Origin of the sequence: Saccharopolyspora erythraea NRRL 2338 (genome assembly GCF_000062885.1) — a bacterium.
Classification (GTDB): domain Bacteria; phylum Actinomycetota; class Actinomycetes; order Mycobacteriales; family Pseudonocardiaceae; genus Saccharopolyspora_D; species Saccharopolyspora_D erythraea.
This window is the reverse complement of record NC_009142.1, coordinates 850,575-867,028: the sequence shown is the minus strand read 5'-3', so window position 1 is coordinate 867,028 and position 16,454 is coordinate 850,575. Positions and strand designations below refer to the sequence as shown.

General features: G+C 71.4%; 18 protein-coding genes. 5 read left to right on the top strand and 13 right to left on the bottom strand.

Going from position 1 to position 16,454, the window contains the following annotated elements; translation table 11 throughout:
* Positions 1-3: 3 nt before the first annotated feature.
* The 3 genes from SACE_RS03820 to SACE_RS03810 all read right to left on the bottom strand — a co-directional run bounded on the left by SACE_RS03820 (position 4) and on the right by SACE_RS03810 (position 2,874).
* Positions 4-675, bottom strand: coding sequence for a GNAT family N-acetyltransferase (locus SACE_RS03820; protein ID WP_009950089.1), 672 nt, complete (start codon positions 673-675; stop codon positions 4-6).
* Between the two features lie 6 nt (positions 676-681).
* On the bottom strand, positions 682-1,905 hold the full coding sequence (gene glp, locus SACE_RS03815; RefSeq protein ID WP_029622045.1) for a molybdotransferase-like divisome protein Glp: 1,224 nt from the start codon (positions 1,903-1,905) through the stop codon (positions 682-684).
* 63 nt (positions 1,906-1,968) lie between these two features.
* Entirely contained in the window at positions 1,969-2,874 is a 906-nt protein-coding gene (locus SACE_RS03810) for a UTP--glucose-1-phosphate uridylyltransferase (RefSeq protein WP_009950091.1), read from the bottom strand.
* Between the two features lie 37 nt (positions 2,875-2,911).
* Between SACE_RS03810 and SACE_RS03805 the strand changes: the two genes are divergently transcribed.
* Together SACE_RS03805 and SACE_RS40035 are read left to right on the top strand one after the other, a co-directional pair.
* Entirely contained in the window at positions 2,912-3,508 is a 597-nt protein-coding gene (locus tag SACE_RS03805; RefSeq protein ID WP_009950092.1) for a 5-formyltetrahydrofolate cyclo-ligase, read from the top strand.
* A gap of 154 nt (positions 3,509-3,662) precedes the next feature.
* Complete coding sequence (locus SACE_RS40035; protein WP_009950093.1) at positions 3,663-3,992, top strand: FmdB family zinc ribbon protein; 330 nt, start codon at positions 3,663-3,665, stop codon at positions 3,990-3,992.
* 279 nt (positions 3,993-4,271) lie between these two features.
* On the opposite strand, the gene SACE_RS03795 is transcribed toward SACE_RS40035, so the two are convergent.
* Positions 4,272-4,535, bottom strand: a complete 264-nt coding sequence (locus SACE_RS03795) for a hypothetical protein (protein ID WP_021341733.1) — start codon at positions 4,533-4,535, stop codon at positions 4,272-4,274.
* A 498-nt stretch (positions 4,536-5,033) separates the two neighbouring features.
* On the opposite strand from SACE_RS03795, the gene SACE_RS03790 reads away from it, so the two are divergent.
* Together SACE_RS03790 and mscL are read left to right on the top strand one after the other, a co-directional pair.
* Positions 5,034-5,516 carry an SAF domain-containing protein gene (locus SACE_RS03790; protein WP_231849918.1) on the top strand — a complete coding sequence of 161 codons (483 nt, stop codon included), beginning with the start codon at positions 5,034-5,036 and terminating at the stop codon, positions 5,514-5,516.
* A gap of 91 nt (positions 5,517-5,607) precedes the next feature.
* The gene (mscL, locus tag SACE_RS03785) at positions 5,608-6,084 is read left to right on the top strand and encodes a large conductance mechanosensitive channel protein MscL (protein WP_009950097.1); all 477 of its coding nucleotides are present in this window, start codon (positions 5,608-5,610) and stop codon (positions 6,082-6,084) included.
* Positions 6,085-6,290: 206 nt separating this feature from the next.
* On the opposite strand, the gene SACE_RS03780 is transcribed toward mscL, so the two are convergent.
* Positions 6,291-6,473, bottom strand: a complete 183-nt coding sequence (locus SACE_RS03780) for a hypothetical protein (protein WP_009950098.1) — start codon at positions 6,471-6,473, stop codon at positions 6,291-6,293.
* Positions 6,474-6,719: 246 nt separating this feature from the next.
* On the opposite strand from SACE_RS03780, the gene SACE_RS03775 reads away from it, so the two are divergent.
* Positions 6,720-7,142, top strand: a complete 423-nt coding sequence (locus SACE_RS03775) for an antitoxin (protein WP_009950099.1) — start codon at positions 6,720-6,722, stop codon at positions 7,140-7,142.
* 392 nt (positions 7,143-7,534) lie between these two features.
* On the opposite strand, the gene SACE_RS03770 is transcribed toward SACE_RS03775, so the two are convergent.
* From SACE_RS03770 to SACE_RS03735, 8 genes are all read right to left on the bottom strand, one after another.
* Positions 7,535-8,035: a MogA/MoaB family molybdenum cofactor biosynthesis protein gene (locus tag SACE_RS03770; RefSeq protein ID WP_009950100.1), complete on the bottom strand. Its 501-nt coding sequence runs from the start codon at positions 8,033-8,035 to the stop codon at positions 7,535-7,537.
* A gap of 502 nt (positions 8,036-8,537) precedes the next feature.
* Positions 8,538-10,496, bottom strand: a complete 1,959-nt coding sequence (locus SACE_RS03765) for a trypsin-like peptidase domain-containing protein (RefSeq protein ID WP_011873157.1) — start codon at positions 10,494-10,496, stop codon at positions 8,538-8,540.
* A 228-nt stretch (positions 10,497-10,724) separates the two neighbouring features.
* Complete coding sequence (gene galT, locus SACE_RS03760) at positions 10,725-11,804, bottom strand: galactose-1-phosphate uridylyltransferase (protein WP_009950102.1); 1,080 nt, start codon at positions 11,802-11,804, stop codon at positions 10,725-10,727.
* Positions 11,801-12,580: a DeoR/GlpR family DNA-binding transcription regulator gene (locus SACE_RS03755; protein ID WP_009950104.1), complete on the bottom strand. Its 780-nt coding sequence runs from the start codon at positions 12,578-12,580 to the stop codon at positions 11,801-11,803. Before SACE_RS03755 ends, galT begins: the two co-directional genes overlap by 4 nt.
* A 178-nt stretch (positions 12,581-12,758) precedes the next feature.
* A complete protein-coding gene (locus SACE_RS03750) occupies positions 12,759-14,258 on the bottom strand; it encodes a sensor histidine kinase (protein ID WP_011873156.1) in 1,500 nt (499 codons plus the stop codon).
* A complete protein-coding gene (locus tag SACE_RS03745) occupies positions 14,255-14,950 on the bottom strand; it encodes a response regulator transcription factor (RefSeq protein ID WP_009950106.1) in 696 nt (231 codons plus the stop codon). The genes SACE_RS03750 and SACE_RS03745 overlap by 4 nt, the downstream gene beginning before the upstream one ends.
* Before the next feature lie 173 nt (positions 14,951-15,123).
* Positions 15,124-15,351 (bottom strand): hypothetical protein, encoded by a 228-nt coding sequence (locus tag SACE_RS03740; RefSeq protein ID WP_009950107.1) that lies wholly within the window; start codon positions 15,349-15,351, stop codon positions 15,124-15,126.
* Positions 15,352-15,376: 25 nt separating this feature from the next.
* A complete protein-coding gene (locus SACE_RS03735) occupies positions 15,377-16,387 on the bottom strand; it encodes a bile acid:sodium symporter family protein (protein ID WP_011873155.1) in 1,011 nt (336 codons plus the stop codon).
* Positions 16,388-16,454 lie beyond the last annotated feature (67 nt).

The window sequence follows — 16,454 nt, the reverse complement described above, 5'->3', positions numbered from 1 at the left end:
GGCTCACGGACGCCGGGCGCGCCCCTCCCGCACCAGCGCCTCGACGGCGCCCTCCGGCACCTCTTCCACCGTCAGGCCGTAGACGTAGTGGTCCCGCCAGTCGCCCGCGACGTCGAGGTAGCGCTCGAACATGCCCTCCCGGCGGAACCCCGACTTCTCCAGCACCCGCAGGCTGGGCCGGTTCTCCGGGCGCACCGTCGCCTCCAGCCGGTGCAGGCCGACCGGGCCGAAGCAGTGGTCCACGGCCAGCGCGACCGCGGCGGTGGCGACGCCGCCGCCGGCGCGGCGCTCGGTGACCCAATACCCGATCCACCCCGACCGCAGGGCGCCGCGGACGATGTTGCCGACGGTGAGCTGACCGGCCAGCTCGCCCTCCACGGTGATCGTGAACGGCAGCGCCAGGCCCCGGCGCCCGAGGCTGCGCAGCGCGCTCCACTGCGCTGGCCAGGCCATGGTCGAGTTGCGCTCCTGCCAGCTCCCGATCGACGTCGGCTCCCACTTCTGCAGGTAGACGCGGTCACGCAGCCGGGTCCTGCTCCACGCCGCGCCGTCGCGCAGCTTCGGCGGGCGCAGCGCGACCGCGCCGGCACCGGTCAGCAGCGGTCCGAGCTTCGCCGGCCACCCCGGGTGGCGGCCGAAGCCCTGGAACGCGTCGGCATCGGGTGGATGGGCCATCGGCGCTCACGCACGCTGCGACAGGAAGCTGACCCGCACATCCTCGCCCACCGCGACCTCCGTGACGTCGTCGTCGACCAGCAGCAGGCAGTTCGCCTCGGCAAGGGAGGCCAGCAGGTGCGAACCCGAGGTCCCGAGCGGCTGCACCAGGTAGGAGCCGTTGTCCGGGTCGCGCAGCAGCTGCGCGCGCAGGAACCCGCGACGGCCCTTCACCGAGGTCACCGGCGAAAGCAGGCTCGCGGTGACGGTGCGCCGGTGCGGGTTGTGCTTGCCCAGCGCCGCCCGGATCAGCGGACGCACCAGCACCTCGAACACCACCAGCGCGCTGACCGGGTTGCCCGGCAGCACGAACGTCGGCACCTGGTCCGGTCCGAGCCGGCCGAAGCCCTGCACCGAACCGGGGTGCATGGCGATCCTGGTGACGTCGAGGACGCCGAGGTCGGCCAGGCTCCTGCGGACCTCCTCGCCGGCGCTGCCGCCAGCCCCGCCCGCGATGACCACGATCTCCGAAAGCAGCAGCCGCCCCTCGACGACCTCCCGCAGCCTGCGCGGATCGCTGCTGACGATGCCGACGCGGGTCACCTCGGCGCCCGCGTCGCGCGCGGCGGCGGCCAGCGCGTAGGAGTTGACGTCGTAGACCTGTCCCTGGCCTGGGGTGCGGTCGACGTCGACCAGCTCCTCGCCGACCGAGATCAGCGAGACCCTGGGGCGCGGGTGCACGAGCACCTTGTTGCGTCCGACCGCCGCCAGCAGCCCGACCTGCGCGGACCCGATCGGCGCACCGCGACGCACCGCGACGTCACCGGTCTGCACGTCCTCGCCGGTCCGGCGCACGAAGGCCGCCGACGGCACGGGCTGCCGCACCGTCACCTTCGCCGGGTTGTCGTCGGTGTACTCCAGCGGCACGACCGCGTCGGCGAGCGTCGGCAGCGGCGCACCGGTGACCACCCGGACCGCCTGGCCCGGCTGGAGCCGTCGCGGCTGGCGCGAACCTGCGGGGATCTCACCGACCACCGGCAGCGCGACCGGCGACTCGGCGGCGGCCTGCACGTCGACGCTGCGCACCGCGTAGCCGTCAACGGCGGCCTGGTCGAACCCCGGCAACGCGCGTTCGGCGACGACCTCCTCCGCGCAGAGCAGGCCCTGTGCCTCCGAGATCGCGACCCGCACCGGCGCCGGTCGAACGGCTGCGGAGAGAACCCGCGCTAGCTGCTCGTCTACTGACCTCATGGCTGTCGACCTCTCCCGGGGCGTGCCGGAAAGCCGTGGCCCTGCGAGCGGCGGCGTTCGGCGCTACTCCCTGTTCAACCTCTCGACGAGCCAGTTCCGCAGCCCCGGCCCGTACTCGTGATCCTGCAGCGCGAAGTCCACCGCAGCCCTTAGGAAACCGCCAGGATTTCCCAGGTCGTGTCGCCCGCCTCGATGCAGCACGACGTGGACCGGGTGACCTTCGGAGATCAGCAACGCTACGGCATCGGTCAGCTGCAGTTCACCTCCGGCGCCGGGTTCGATGCGCTGCAACGCGTCGAACACCGCCCGGTCGAGCAGGTAGCGCCCGGCGGCGGCGAAGGTCGAAGGCGCATCCTCGGGAGCGGGCTTCTCGACCATGCCCAGGACCCTGTGCACGTCCTCCTCGCCGGTGTCGGCCACCTCGAAGATGCCGTAGGCCGAGATCTGCTCCCTCGGCACGTCGAATGCGCACAGCACGCTGCCGCCGTAGCGGGCGCGGGTCTCGGCCATCCGGGTGAGCACGCCCGTGGGCAGCACCAGGTCGTCGGGCAGCAGGACCGCGACGGCGTCGTCCTGCTCGGTCAGCTTCGACTCGGCGCAGGACACGGCGTGCCCGAGACCGAGCGCCTTCTCCTGGATCGCGGTCTCCGCCTCGATCAGGCCCGGCGCTCGCCGGACCTTGGCGAGCAGGTCCGCCTTGCCCCGCTCGGACAGGGTCTGCTCCAGCTCCGGGTTCGGGCGGAAGTACTCGGTGACGGACTCCTTCTCCGGTGAGGTGACGATGACCAGCCTGCTCGCGCCGGCCTCGGCGGCCTCGGCGGCGACCAGTTCGATGGCGGGGGTGTCGACCACCGGCAGGAGTTCCTTCGGAACCGCCTTCGTCGTGGGCAGGAATCTGGTTCCGAGTCCGGCGGCGGGAACGATGGCGGTCCGGAACGCTGCGGCCGCGGTGAGCGTCGGGCTGTCCATGGCCGCAGAGCCTATCGGGCCAACTTACAGTGGGGTTGTGACCTCGATCGGAGATCTGTGTGAACAGAAGGCGCAATGGCGGCGCAAGCTGCTGGACCGCCGCGGAGCCACGAACGGAACCACACGTTCGGCCGAGGCGGCGGCGCTGGGCGAAGCCGTGCTGCGCTGGCTCGACGACCGTCCAGGGGCGACCGTCTGCGCGTACGTGCCGGTAGGCGGCGAGCCCGGCTCGCCCGAGCTGCTCGACGAACTGCGCGCGAAGGGCCACCGGGTGCTGCTGCCGGTCGTCGTCCGCTCGTCGCCGCTGGACTGGGCCGCCTACACCGGCCCGGACTCGCTGGAGCCCGCCGGCTACGGCCTGCTCGAGCCCAGCGGAGCCCGGCTGGGCCCCGAAGCGATCGGTGAGGCCGACGCGGTGCTCGTGCCCGCGCTGGCCGTCGACCGGCGCGGGGTGCGCCTCGGCCGCGGGGCGGGCTACTACGACCGCTCGCTGCCGATGGCGGCACCGGCGGCGGCGCTGGTGGCGGTGGTCCGCGACGAGGAGTTCGTCGAGGAGCTGCCCGGCGAGGACCACGACGTGCGGGTCGGCGCGGTGCTGACCCCTGGACACGGCGTCAGGGCGCTGTCGGCCTGACCTCAGGCCGGTGCGGCCTGAGAGGCGGTGGGCGCGACCTGCGGGTCTCGGGTGTGACCTAGGAGTAATTGCGCTACGCACCTGTTTTGAAGCATCATCGTGTTGGCACTCTGCCCGTAGGAGTGCCAACCTGATGATGTCGGAGGTTTCGGCCGTGCCCACGTACCAGTACGCCTGCACTGAGTGCGACCACCGCTTCGAGGCGGTGCAGTCCTTCAAGGAGGACTCGCTGACCACGTGCCCTGAGTGCACCGGCCGTCTCCGCAAGCTGTTCAACGCCGTCGGCATCGTGTTCAAGGGCAGCGGTTTCTACCGCACCGACAACCGGTCGAGCAGCAGCAACTCCGGGTCGGGCAACAACGGATCGGGCAGCTCCGGCTCCACCGGCTCGTCGACGTCCAGCGACTCGTCGTCCTCGTCGAGCAGCTCCTCGTCGTCGTCGAGCTCGGGCTCCAGCAGCACCCCGGCGGCTGCCGCTTCCTGACCCGCAGGGGCGCCACGCGGTGCCCCCGCGTACGCGATCCCGGCTCCGGCGCTTCGGCGCCGGAGCTTCGGCGATCTCGAGCGACCGCGCTCCCGGAAAGTCCGCTCGCCCGCTTCCACGCCTCGGCCCGCTTCCACGCCTCGGCCCGCTTCCACGCCTCGGCCCGCTTCCACGCCTGGGTCCACTTCCGCGCCTGGGTCCACTTCCACGTCTGAGGCCTGGCTCGACGCTTCCCCGGTCGGGCTGGACGTTCCGGGCGGCCGTTTCACGCTGCGGCACTCAGCTGTCCGTTCCGGCGTCCCCGGCACCGCGCTGCGGCACCCCGCTGTCCGCCCCAGCGGCCTCCGACTCCGCACCGTGCCACTCCGCTGTCCATTCCAGCGCCCACGACTCCGCGCTGCGGCACCCCGCAGGCCGCACCAGCGCCCACGGCTCCACGCTGTGCCACTCCCCTGGCCAATCGAGCGCCCCCGACTCCGCGCTGTGCCGCGCCGCTCTCCGCCCCAGCGCCCCCAGCTCCGCGCGTCCCCACTGACCTCTCATCCCCGGCCTCGCCACGGCCTGACGGACCGTCCCTCCACCTTTGCGACTTGGCGACCCGCCCGTACTCGCCTCCGCATCGCGTTCGCCCCGCCTCTCACCCGCTTTCCCTCCCCCAACGGCATTGCCGAGAGACGCAATCCCATCTCTCAAATTCACTCGTTCGTACCGCTGAATAACGCTTCCGGACTGCAACGACGACCATGCGGGTGCCGAGTTATCCACACCCACTTTGTTTATCCACAGATTCCAAATTTGCCTCTCCCCTGCCCGCCCGAATCTCCCTAGTGTCGAACTCGCCCCTTCCAAACACGCGAACGACAGGAGCGACCAATGGGCAAGAGGGAAACAGGGCTGGGTTCGAGAATGCGAACTCTCCTCCCGCCTGGCCGTCACGCGCGAACAGTCCTCCTACGCCGAGTCGGCGCGATATTGCTCGCCACGCTCGCCGCGGTCATGGCACTGCAGCCGAGGCCGGGGCCCGCGAGCGACGGAGTGCCGGTGCTGGTCGCGGCCCGGGACCTCGCGCCCGGCCACGTCCTCGAACCCGACGACGTGGCGCGGCGGACCATGCCTGCCGAACTCGCGCCCGGTGGCGTGCTGTCCGAGGTCGATGAGGCGACGGGTCGAGTGCTCGGCACCGCGTCACGCAGTGGCGAACCTCTGACCGACGTGCGGCTGGCCGGTCCAGCGCAGACGGCGTTGACCACCGGCGACCCGCGGCACGCCGCGGTGCCCATCCGGTTGGCCGACCCTGACGTGGCTGATCTCCTCCATCCCGGACGGCGGGTGGACATAGTCACAACTGCCACCCGATCGGGTAATAGTTCGGTGTTGGCCGAGCAGGCGCCCGTCATCGCCGTGCGCCCCACAGGTGATCGACATGACCAGGGCAGACTCATCGTCGTGGGCTTACCTGAAGGGCTGGCACCGGCCGTCGCCGCAGCCTCCCTCACCCAATCGGTGACCGTTACGCTCCGCTGAGCAGCCGTCATGGAGCCAACTCCCGTCGGTCACAACATCATCCGTCCGAGTACACCCGGACGGGGCACATGAATTGCGGAAAGGACAACCTGTGCTCAAGGGATTCAAAGACTTCCTGATGCGCGGCAACGTGGTCGACCTCGCGGTCGCCGTGGTGGTCGGCAGCGCGTTCACTGCTTTGGTCACCGCATTCACGACCAGCATCATCAAGCCGGTAATCGCGGCGACCGGAGGCGGCAACGTAACCGGCCTCTCCATTCAACTGGTCGCAGGCAACCAGCAGTCGATCATCGACTTCGCACAGGTCATCAACGCCGTGATCACGTTCTTCATCACCGCGGCGGTTGTCTACTTCATTTTCGTGCTGCCGATGAAAACGCTGAAGGAACGCCGCGAACGGGGCAAGGAAACCGAGGTCGCACCCACCGACGTCGAACTGCTCCTGGAAATCCGCGACCTGCTCCGCCGCGAACAGGGCCTGCCCGCGGTGAAGGGCCTTGCCCTCGAGGAGGCGTCCACCACGTCCACCCAGTCGAACGGCGACGGGCAGACATCGAGCAAGTCCTGACCACACTCCCGACCCCAACGCAGGTCCCCGCGTCCCACAGCCGCGACGGACACGGGGCTCGCCATGCCGGAGCGTCGCACGGTCGCACCCTGCGCCCGGGCATGGACGGCGCGGCGCCCTCGGCCGCGGACGCCCTTGGTCCTCGGCGGGCCGCCGACGTCGTTCGGCCCCAGCCGGCCGCGACGTGGTTCGCCGCCCGGTTCCCCTCAGCGGTGGTCGTCGTGGTGGGGAGGGCGGTTCTCGCGGTACCAGCGCTCGGTCTCGGTCTGCGCGGGACCGCGCTGCGACCGTTCGTCCGAGGTGGTGTCGGGGAGGACGTCACCGAAGACCTCGGCGAGCCGGCGCTTCCTGTCCGCTTCGGACGACCGGTTTCGGGACTGCTCTGTCACGACACCATCGTCCCTCATCGCAGGTAGGCGCGGAGAGGCGATGGGCAGGTCGCGTGTGCGCCGGACGGCGTAGGGCTTTCACCCAAAGGATCACGGTGACACCATGACGGCAGAGGGCATACGCTCGGTAATTGGAACTTAACGGGCAAAAGCCCGCTGGCGGTGGGGTCGTGCCGACGACGGACCCGTTCCTCGTCGGAGCGCTCCCGACCGCGGTCGCGCCGTTCAAGCCACGGGAGGCAGAGGATGGGATTCCTGGACAAAGCCAAGGAACTGGCCCAGCAGGCCAAGTCCAAGGCCGAGGATCTCGCGGAGAAGGCAGGCCCGAGCGCCACCAAGGGCCTCGACGCCGCAAAGTCGAGCTTGGACAAGGCCACCGGCGGCAAGTACCACGACAAGATCGAGAGCGTCAGCAGCAAGGTCGAGGAGACGATCAAGCGCACCCAGCACCGCGACAGCGCCTCCGGCTCGGACACCGACGCCGGCACCTCGCAGGCCAAGGCGCCGGAGGACACCCAGGACACGCAGTCGAAGTCGCAGGACACCTCGCAGGCGAGCCCTCAGGACACGACCCAGACCGGCCAGCAGGCAGCACCGCAGGACAAGCCGACCGACAAGCCCACCGACAAGCCGCAGGGAGGCTCCGGTCCCACCGGTTCCGCGAGCTGACCGGCCAACGGGCTTCGGCCGAGGTCCGGCGCAACAGACGGACCGGCTGACGGCTTGAGCGGAGCGGCCCGGTTTGAGCGGAGCGGCCCGACCTGGGCGAAGTGGACCGGCTGGGCAAGAAGGGCCTGCCTGAGCGAAGCGGACCAGCGCGCGAAACGGTCCGACCTGAGAAACGGACCGGCTGCGCAAAAAGGGCTGGTCTGGGCGAAACGGGGCGGCTGACCGCCTGCGCGACGACGAACCTGCCGGTTGGTCTCGCCAGCCTCCCCCAACCGAAAAGCGAGTGGAAACAGTGGTGGCGGCACCCATGGTTCGGGCGCCGCCACCGCGTTGTGTGCTTCCGGCCGATGCGACCGGGGCGAAACGTGCCGGGCAGAGCGGCCCGTGCCGGGTCAGGCCGTCTCGAGGCCGGAGAGCTGCTCGATCACGTGGGTGACCAGCGGTGTCAGCGTCGCCATGCCGTCGCGGACCGCCGACCGCGAGCCCGCCAGGTTCACCACCAGCGTGCTCCCGGACACCCCGACCAGACCCCGCGAGACCCCCGCGTCGACCGCGCCCGCCGCCAGGCCGGAGGCCCGCAGGGCCTCCGCGATGCCCGGGATGGGCCGGTCGAGCACACCCGCGGTCGCGTCCGGGGTGACGTCCCGCGGCGACACGCCGGTGCCGCCGACGGTGATCACCACGTCGACCCCGCCGATCACCGCGGTGTTGAGCGCGTTGCGGATGTCCACCGTCTCACCGGCCACCGCGACACTCCCGTCGACGATGAAACCGGCCTCCTCCAGCAGCTCGGTCACCAGCGGACCGATGCTGTCGTCCTGCTCGCCCTGCGCGACCCGGTCGTCGACGATGACGACCAGGGCCCGCCCCAACCGCTGCGCGCTGCGTTCCATATCGGTCACCGTAGTGGCAAGGACCGCCTCGGTCAGATCCAGTGAGTCGGATCGCTCGTCGAGATCACGGACCCGGTGCGGAATGACACTGCCTGTGTAATCGGACATCCTGCCGAAACTCCCCTTGTCGCTGCGAAACGCCGGCTCAGCGCGAAGCCCTGCAACCGTGGAAACCCCTGCCAGGTGTGGAAATTCCGGTTCTCCGGAATCCGCACCTCATCGAACGCCCTCCCCCAACGCCGTCCGCTCGAACACGTCCATCACGAACGCTGCCCCCGAGTCCTTGGCACGCCTCACGTGGCGCACTTCCCGCTCATCGCCACTCGAACGCCACCGCGGCGCGCCTCGAACGGACTTCCGACGTCGGCCGCGCCGGGAGGCACGGAGGGGGCACGCCTCCCGGCGCGGTCGGCGTGGCCACGGACCGGTCGCCGCGACCGCCGTCCCGGTCGTCGCGACCGCCGTGGTCACGGCCGCCCCGCCGGCCGTGAGTCCCGTCGAATCAACCCTTCTCGCCGACCAGGGTGACCGTGACCGTGCGTTCGCCACCGCCGGCTCGGTCGGTCGTCGTCAGCTGCACCTGCTCACCGGGTGCGCGCGAGCGGACCGCGGCGATCAGCTCGTCCGGGTCCTGGATCGCCCGGTCGCCGAGCTTGGTGATCACCTCGCCGGGCCGGATGCCCGCCGCCTCGGCGGCACCGCCGGGCACGACCTCGACGACCAGGGCACCGGGCCGCTCAGCGGGGGTGATCCGCACCCCGAGCGTGGTCTGGGTCGCCGACCCGGTGTCCACCAGCTCCTTGGCCGTGCGCTGGGCCTGGTCGATCGGGATGGCGAAGCCGAGCCCGACCGAACCGGCCTGCTCCTGGCCGGAGCCGGGGCTGTAGATCGCCGAGTTGATGCCGACCACGTTGCCGTCCATGTCGACCAGCGGCCCCCCGGAGTTGCCGGGGTTGATCGCGGCGTCGGTCTGCAGCGCGTTGAGCACGCTCGACTGGCTGCCCGACTCGCCGCCCGCTCGCACCGGCCGGTCCTTGGCGCTGATGATCCCGCTGGTCACCGTGCCGGAAAGCCCGAACGGCGAGCCGATCGCGACCACCGGAGCGCCGACCGGGAGATCGTCGGAACGTCCCATCGACGCCGGGGTGAGGCCCTGGATGTCGGCCTTGACGACCGCGAGGTCGGAGTTCGGGTCGGTGCCGACGACGGTGACCGACGCGGTGCGGTTGTCGTGGAACAGCGCGGTCATGCGCCCGCTGCGCGCGCCTTCGGCGACGTGGTTGTTGGTCAGGATGTAGCCGTCCTGGCTGAGCACGATGCCCGAGCCCTCGCCGGAACCCTGCGAGCTCTGCAACTGCAGCTGGACGACGCTGGGCAGCACCCGCTCGGCGACCTGCTGCACCGAACCGGCGGGCGCGGTGCTCGCGCTGCGCGCCGGGCGCGGCTGGTCCAGAGCGGTGGGGCCGGGACGGTTGCCGCCGCCGAGCTGGAACCCGACGACGCCGCCGACCCCGCCACCGACCAGTCCGGCCACCAGCGCCAGCGCGACGACGCCGACGAGGGCCCGGTTGCGGCTGGAGCGTTCATTGCTGCGGTGGGTGTCGACCGGGTTCATCGGGTGGAAGCCGCTGGGCTGCTGCCAGGCGGCACCTGGCGGGTACTGGCCGGGGAACTGCGCGGTGTGGTCCCCCTGCCCTGGCTGGTGGCTCTGGCCCGGCTGGTGGCTCTCGCCCGGCTGGTGGCTCTGGCCGGGGTGATGGCTTTGTCCCGGCTGGTGGCCCTGGCCCGGGTAGCCCTGACCGGGGTGGCTGCCCTGCCCGGGGCTCCCCTGGCCTTGGGACTGCGCGTGAGGCTGCTGCCCCGGGTACTGCTGCGCGTGGGCTCCCTGGGTGCCGTAGGGCTGTCCCGCCTGCGACCACTGCTCGGCCTGCGCGGACTGGCCCGGCGCGGATGGCTGCCAGGGCGACTGGGCGGCGGCTTGCATGGTCTGGCCGGCGGACTGGCCCACCTGGTCGGTCGGCTGCCCGGTGTGCGCGCCATGCTCTCCGGACTGCGGCTGCGGCTGCTGCGCGGGCTGCGACTGTGGCTGCCCGGGCGACGGCTGCTCCCCGGATTGCGGCTGCGGCTGTCCGTACGACGGCTGCGACTGCCCGGGCTGCGGCTGTCCGGGCTGCGACTGTCCGGGCTGCGACTGCCCGGACGCCCGCGGCGCCTGGTCGCCCGGCTGCGACGCGGCGCCACCCGGCTGCGAAGTGTGACTCGGCTGAGAAGCGCCATCCGGCTGCGACGGCTGCTCCGGCGACTGCTGGGGCTGCTGACCCGGCTGCGGCGGCGCTCCGGCGTGCGACGTCCCCTCCGGGACGTGCGGCGCTTCGCCGGGCGTGCCCTCGGCCGGGGCTCCTGCCTGCGATTGCGGCTCCTCCGGTGGCTCGCCGGAGGAACGCGGGGCCTGGTCGGTCATGTCCCCACTCTCCTGCACGGAGCTGAGAAGTGCCTGAGATCAAGCTGTGGAGCACCCCGGGAATGCGCCGACGTGCGCTACGTCATATCGCCATACCGCCGCCGCCCCACGGCGATCACTGCCACCCCACGGCGATCACCGCTGCCCCAGGGATGCCCCAGGCGATCAACGCTGCCCACGGCGATCATCACTGACCCACGGCAGCCACGCGCCGGGGCACGGCCAACCCTAGAGGGCGCGGAGACGGTCGGCGATCTGTTCCGGGGTCACGTCGTTGATCCACACCGCCATGCCCGACTCCGAACCCGCCAGGAACTTCAGCTTGTCCGCCGAGCGCAGCACCGAGAAGACCTGGAGGTGCAGCCACGAAAGGTCGCGCCCGGTGCGCACCGGCGCCTGGTGCCACGCCGCGATGTAGGGCAGCGGGCGGTCGTAGAGCCCGTCCATCCGCCGCAGCAGCTCCAGGTACGTCGCGGCGAAGTCGTCGCGCTCGTCGTCGGTGAGGGCGGCCAGGTCGGGGACCTGCCGGTGCGGCACCACGTGCGCCTCGACGGGCCAGCGGGCGGCCGCCGGCACGAACGCCGTCCAGTGCGACGACTCGACGACCACCCGCCTGCCGCTCGCGCGCTCGGCCGCCAGCACGTCGCCGAGCACGTGGCTGCCGTGCTCGGCGCGGTACTCCTCGGCGACCCGCAGCATCTTCTCCGTCCTGGGCGTGACGAACGGGTAGCCGTAGATCTGGCCGTGCGGGTGGTGCAGGGTGACGCCGATCTCCTCACCGCGGTTCTCGAAGCAGAAGACCTGCTCGACGCCGGGAGTCGCGCCCAGCGCCTCGGTGCGGTCGGCCCAGACGTCGACGACCGCGCGCACCTGCTGCCGGCTCAGCTCGCCGAACGACGAGTTGTGGTCGGAGGTGAAGCAGACGACCTCGCAGCGCCCCGTCGCTGGTTCCGACGCGACCATCGGCATACCGTCCACAGTGTCCGATCCGGCCGTGATTCCCTGTGCGAACGAGGGGAACTGGTTCTCGAAGACCACGACGTCGTAGTCGGGCTCGGGGATCTCGGTCGGCCTGCCGGGGCCGCTCGGGCACAACGGGCACAGCTCGGCCGGCGGCTTGTAGGTGCGGGTCTGGCGGTGGGCGGCGAGCGCGACCCATTCGCCGGTGAGCGGGTCGCGCCGCATCTCCGACGCCGGCGACCGCGCGGGCAGGTCGCGGGTGTCCTCGACGTCGCGCACCTTCGCCGGATCGGAGTCGAAGTAGATGATCTCGCGGCCGTCGGCCAGCTTGCGCGCGGTTCGCTTCATCGGGGCACCTCCGCCAGCACCAGCTCGGGAACGTTCTCCGACAGCACCTGCCGCGCCTCCTGCGGCAGCCCGTCGTCGCTGATCAGCAGGTCGACCTCGTGCAGGTCGACGATGGTTGAGATGCCGACGGTCGACCACTTGGAGTGGTCGGCCACGACCACCAGCCGGTTCGCGGCCTCGGCCAGCGCCCGGTTCGTCTCGCTCTCGTTGAGGTTGGGCGTGGTGAACCCGGCGCGGGCGGCGATGCCGTGCACGCCCAGGAACACCAGGTCCAGGTGCAGGGAGCGCAGCGACTGCACCGCGACCGGCCCGACCAGTGCGTCCGACGGGGTCCGCACCCCACCGGTGAGCACCACCGTCCGGTCGGTGCGGCCGCGCTGCTGGAGCGCGTCTGCCACCCGGATCGAGTTGGTGACCACGGTCAGGTCGGCCACGTCGTCGAGGTGGCGGGCCAGGGTCCAGGTGGTCGTCCCGGCGGAGAGGCCGATCGCGGTGCCCGGGCGCACCTGCTCGGCGGCCAGCATCGCGATCGCCTCCTTCTCCGCGAGCTGGCGCACCGACTTCGCCTCGAACCCCGGCTCGTCGGTGCTGCGGCCGACCATCGACGTCGCGCCGCCGTAGACCTTCTCCACCAGCCCGCGCCTGGCCAGCGCGTCGAGGTCGCGCCGGATGGTCATGTCGGAGACCCCGAGCTGCAGCACCAGGGCGCTGACCTGCACCGCGCCGGTTCTGCGGACCTCGTTGAGGATCACTTCCTGGCGTTGCCGTGCGAGCACTGAACCGTCCCGTCCGAAGGGCTCGCGGCCCCTCCGTCGACTCCCCGCGAACTTGACACATCAAGTCAACACGAACCAACACTACCTCTACGCGCAGTGGCGCGGACTCCGGCCTGTAATTGGTAAGATCCATCCATCTGTGTTCAATGCTGTTGGTTTCGCGGCAGCGGGGCGCCGGTCACACGTCGGCGGGCGTGCCTCCGGGAAGCCGCATGCTCAGCAGCGCGCCGCCCTCCGGGGCCTCGCCAGCCCACACCGTGCCGCCGTGCCGCTCCGCGACCTGCTTGACGATCGAGAGCCCAAGGCCCGACCCGGGGAGCTGACGCGCGTCCGACGAACGGTAGAAGCGCTCGAACACGTGTGGGCGGTCCCCCGGGGCGATTCCCGGCCCGGCGTCGGCGACCTCCAGAACCGCATGGCCGTGCGCCGGATATCCCGGCTGGGCCGGGTGTCCCTGCGGCGCGGAGTACCCGCGCTGATCGGCGTAGCCGCGCTCCGGGTGCAGGTCGACGCGGACCGTCTCGCCGTCCGGGCTCCACTTCGCCGCGTTGTCGAGCAGGTTGAGCACCGCCCGCTCCAGCGCGGTCGCGTCGCCCATCATCAGCCACGGCTCCAGCCGCACCTGGAACCGCACGCCCGCGGCCCGGCGCCGGGCGCGGTTGAGGGCGCGCTCGACGACCTCCAGCAGGTCGACCGGCTCGTGGACCGCCTGCGGCGTGTCCTCCCTCGCCAGCTCGACCAGGTCGCCGACCAGCGACGACAGCTCGGTGATCTGGGCGCGGACGTCGGCGAACATCTCCTCCCGGTCCTCCGCCGACAGCGCCGGCGCACCCGGCTCGGCCGAGGCCATGAGCAGTTCGAGGTTCGTCCGCAACGACGTCAGCGGCGTGCGCAGCTCGTGCCCGGCGTCGGCCACCAGCCGCCGCTGCCGCTCCTGGGACTCCGCCAGCGCGCCCAGCATCCGGTTGAAGCTCGTGGTCAGCCGCGCCAGCTCGTCGTCGCCCGAGACCGGGATGGGACGCAGGTCGCCGGTGAGCGCGACCCGTTCGGTCGCGGCGGTCAGCCGTTGCACGGGCCGCAACCCGGCCCTGGCGACCGCCGTCCCGGCCGCCGCGGCGAGCAGGATGCCCGCGCCGCCCATCACGACCAGGACCACGCTGAGCTGGGCCAGCGTCGCCTGCGTCGGGCGCAGCGACTGCGACATCACCAGCGCCACGCCCGGACCGCCGGGCACCGCGACGACGCGGCTGTTGGTGGGCTGGTCAGTGCGCAGGGACAGCGGTAACTGGCCCTTGGCCACCGCGAGCTCCAGGCCGCTCGACGGCGGCCGGTCGCCCGGGTTCGGCGTCATCTCGGCGCCGTTGGCCGACAGCACGCTGATCTTCAGGTTGGCCGCCGCGTAGAAGGCGACCGGCACCTGCTGCAGGTCCGGGGTCCGCACCAGCGGGCCTTCGGCCGCCTCCACCGCGCGCTGCGTCAGGTTCTCGTCGAGCTGCGAGTAGAGGCTGTCGTGCACCGTGACGAACGCGGCGATCGAGACCAGAGCGACCGCGCCCGCCACGCACACCGCCGCCAGCCAGGTGACCCGGTTGCGCAGCGAGACCCGCTGGAACCGGCCGCCCTCGGTGCTCGGACCGACGTCCACGAGGTCGGGGGGTGGTGGAGCGGGAACCGTCACGGCGGCGTCTCCCGCAGGACGTAGCCGACACCGCGCACGGTGTGGATCAGCCGCGGCTCGCCCTCCGCCTCGGTCTTGCGCCGCAGGTAACCGATGTAGACCTCCAGGGCGTTGCCGGAGGTCGGGAAGTCGTAGCCCCAGACGTCCTCCAGGAGCCTGCTGCGGGTCAGCACCTGCTTGGGGTGCGCCATCAGCAGTTCCAGCAGTGCGAACTCGGTCCGGGTGAGGCTGATCGGGCGCTCGCCGCGGCGGACCTCCCTGGTGCCAGGGTCCAGCTCCAGGTCGGAGAACCGCAACGGCTCCGGCCGGTCCTCGCGGTCGACGTCCGACGGCGCCGCGCGGCGCAGGAGCGCGCGCAGGCGGGCGAGGAGTTCCTCCAGGGCGAACGGCTTGGGCAGGTAGTCGTCGGCACCGGCATCGAGCCCGGCGACCCGGTCGGACACCGCGTCGCGGGCGGTGAGCACGAGTATCGGCAGGTCGTCGCCGGTGCTGCGGAGCCGGCGCGCGACCTCCAGCCCGTCCACCCTGGGCATCATGACGTCGAGAACCATGGCGTCGGGCCGCTGGGCCGCGAGCCAGTCGAGTGCCTGCTGACCGTCCGCGGCGAGCTCGACCTGGTAACCGTTGAACTGCAACGACCGCCTGAGAGACTCGCGCACGGCGCGGTCGTCGTCGACGACGAGGATGCGCATGAGCACAGTGTTACCCGACGCCCTGAGAAGGACCTGAGAAGCCGCCCCGGTCGCGGGCCCCGCGATCTGCGCGTGTGACAACCGTCTCCACCTGCGCGAAGCGGTCCGCCGGACACCCGTGGCGCCCGGCGGACCTGGTTCGATGCCGGGCGCTGCCCCCGGCGGGCGATCGGCTAGTCGTCGCTGACGGGACCCGATCCCTCGATGACGTCGCTGCCGGTGTCCCCGGAACCCTGGTTGAAGTTCAGCGACCTGTCGACCTCGAAGATGCTGTCCTCGACCCGGAGGACGGTGAGACCTCCGGAGGTGTAGCCCTCGCTGGCGTTGCCGGCCTGCGCCGACAGCGCGGCGAACGTCCCGGCCAGGGCCAGCGCGGTCGTGATCCTGCGCGTGATGCGCATCAGCGCTCCGTCCTTCCTCGTGTGGTCAAGCCCGGAGTTGCTTCGGCTGCGGTACCTCGGTGCGCTCCCGTTCGGCGAACCTCCTGGCCAGCCAGGCGCAGGTGATCAGCTGCATCTGGTGGTAGAGCATCAGCGGCAGCACGCCGAGTCCGACGCCCTGCCCGGCCAGCAGGACCGTGGCCATCGGCAGTCCGGTGGCCAGGCTCTTCTGCGACCCGCAGAACACGATCGGCACCTGGTCCGCGCGTCCGAACCCCATCGATCGCGCGAGCAGCGACGACAGCGCCAGCACGCTCGCGAGCAGGGCTGCGTCGACCAGCAGCAGCATCCCGATGCGCGAGAGCGTGAGCTGGTGCCAGATTCCCGAGACGGTGCCCGTGCTGAACGCCGCGTAGACGGCCATCAGGATCACGCCGCGTTCGAGCAGGCCGAGGCCGCGCTTGTGCAGCCGCACCCACTTGCCCACCCACCTGCGGGAGAGCTGTCCGAGCACGAACGGCACCAGCAGGAGCAGGACGATGTCGCGGACGGCGTCGGTCGACAGCGCGCCGCCACTGGTCGTGACCAGCATGCTGACCAGCAGCGGCGCCAGCAACACGCCCAGCACGTTGGAGAACGTCGACGCGCAGATCGCGGCCGCGACGTTGCCCCTGGCCAGCGAGGTGAACGTGATCGAGGACTGCACCGTCGAGGGCAGCGCGCACAGGAACGCCATGCCCACGTAGAGCTCGGGCGTCAGCACGGTCGGCACCAGCAGCCCGCAGAGCAGCCCGAACAGCGGGAACAGCACGAACGTGATCCCCAGGATCAGCAGGTGCAGCCGCCAGTTGCGCGCTCCGTCGAGCGCCTCCTTCGCCGACAGCCGGGCGCCGTAGACGAAGAAGAGCAGTGCGATCGCCACGGTGATCGCGCGGTCCAGTCCGGCCGCGGCGATTCCGTGCACGGGCAGGAACGCGGCCGTCCCCGCGGCCGCCAGAATGGCCAGCACGTAGGGGTCGACGCGAATTCGCGCGAACAGGGCCGGAATGTTGCCCAAAGGATTTCCTTTCCGGGTCCGAGCCGAATTCATCCGGGCTGCCCAAAATTGATGTGGCCGCGCGCGG

Bases quoted from the DNA above. Each gene is read 5' to 3' on its own strand.
- galT (WP_009950102.1), bottom strand. From the start codon at position 11,804: ATGAAGCGAACCGCGCGCAAGCTGGCCGACGGCCGCGAGATCATCTAC.
- SACE_RS03765 (WP_011873157.1), bottom strand. From the start codon at position 10,496: ATGACCGACCAGGCCCCGCGTTCCTCCGGCGAGCCACCGGAGGAGCCG.
- SACE_RS03745 (WP_009950106.1), bottom strand. From the start codon at position 14,950: ATGCGCATCCTCGTCGTCGACGACGACCGCGCCGTGCGCGAGTCTCTC.
- SACE_RS03820 (WP_009950089.1), bottom strand. From the start codon at position 675: ATGGCCCATCCACCCGATGCCGACGCGTTCCAGGGCTTCGGCCGCCAC.
- SACE_RS03795 (WP_021341733.1), bottom strand. From the start codon at position 4,535: ATGAGAGGTCAGTGGGGACGCGCGGAGCTGGGGGCGCTGGGGCGGAGA.
- SACE_RS03770 (WP_009950100.1), bottom strand. From the start codon at position 8,035: ATGGAACGCAGCGCGCAGCGGTTGGGGCGGGCCCTGGTCGTCATCGTC.
- SACE_RS03775 (WP_009950099.1), top strand. From the start codon at position 6,720: ATGGGATTCCTGGACAAAGCCAAGGAACTGGCCCAGCAGGCCAAGTCC.
- SACE_RS03740 (WP_009950107.1), bottom strand. From the start codon at position 15,351: ATGCGCATCACGCGCAGGATCACGACCGCGCTGGCCCTGGCCGGGACG.
- glp (WP_029622045.1), bottom strand. From the start codon at position 1,905: ATGAGGTCAGTAGACGAGCAGCTAGCGCGGGTTCTCTCCGCAGCCGTT.
- SACE_RS03810 (WP_009950091.1), bottom strand. From the start codon at position 2,874: ATGGACAGCCCGACGCTCACCGCGGCCGCAGCGTTCCGGACCGCCATC.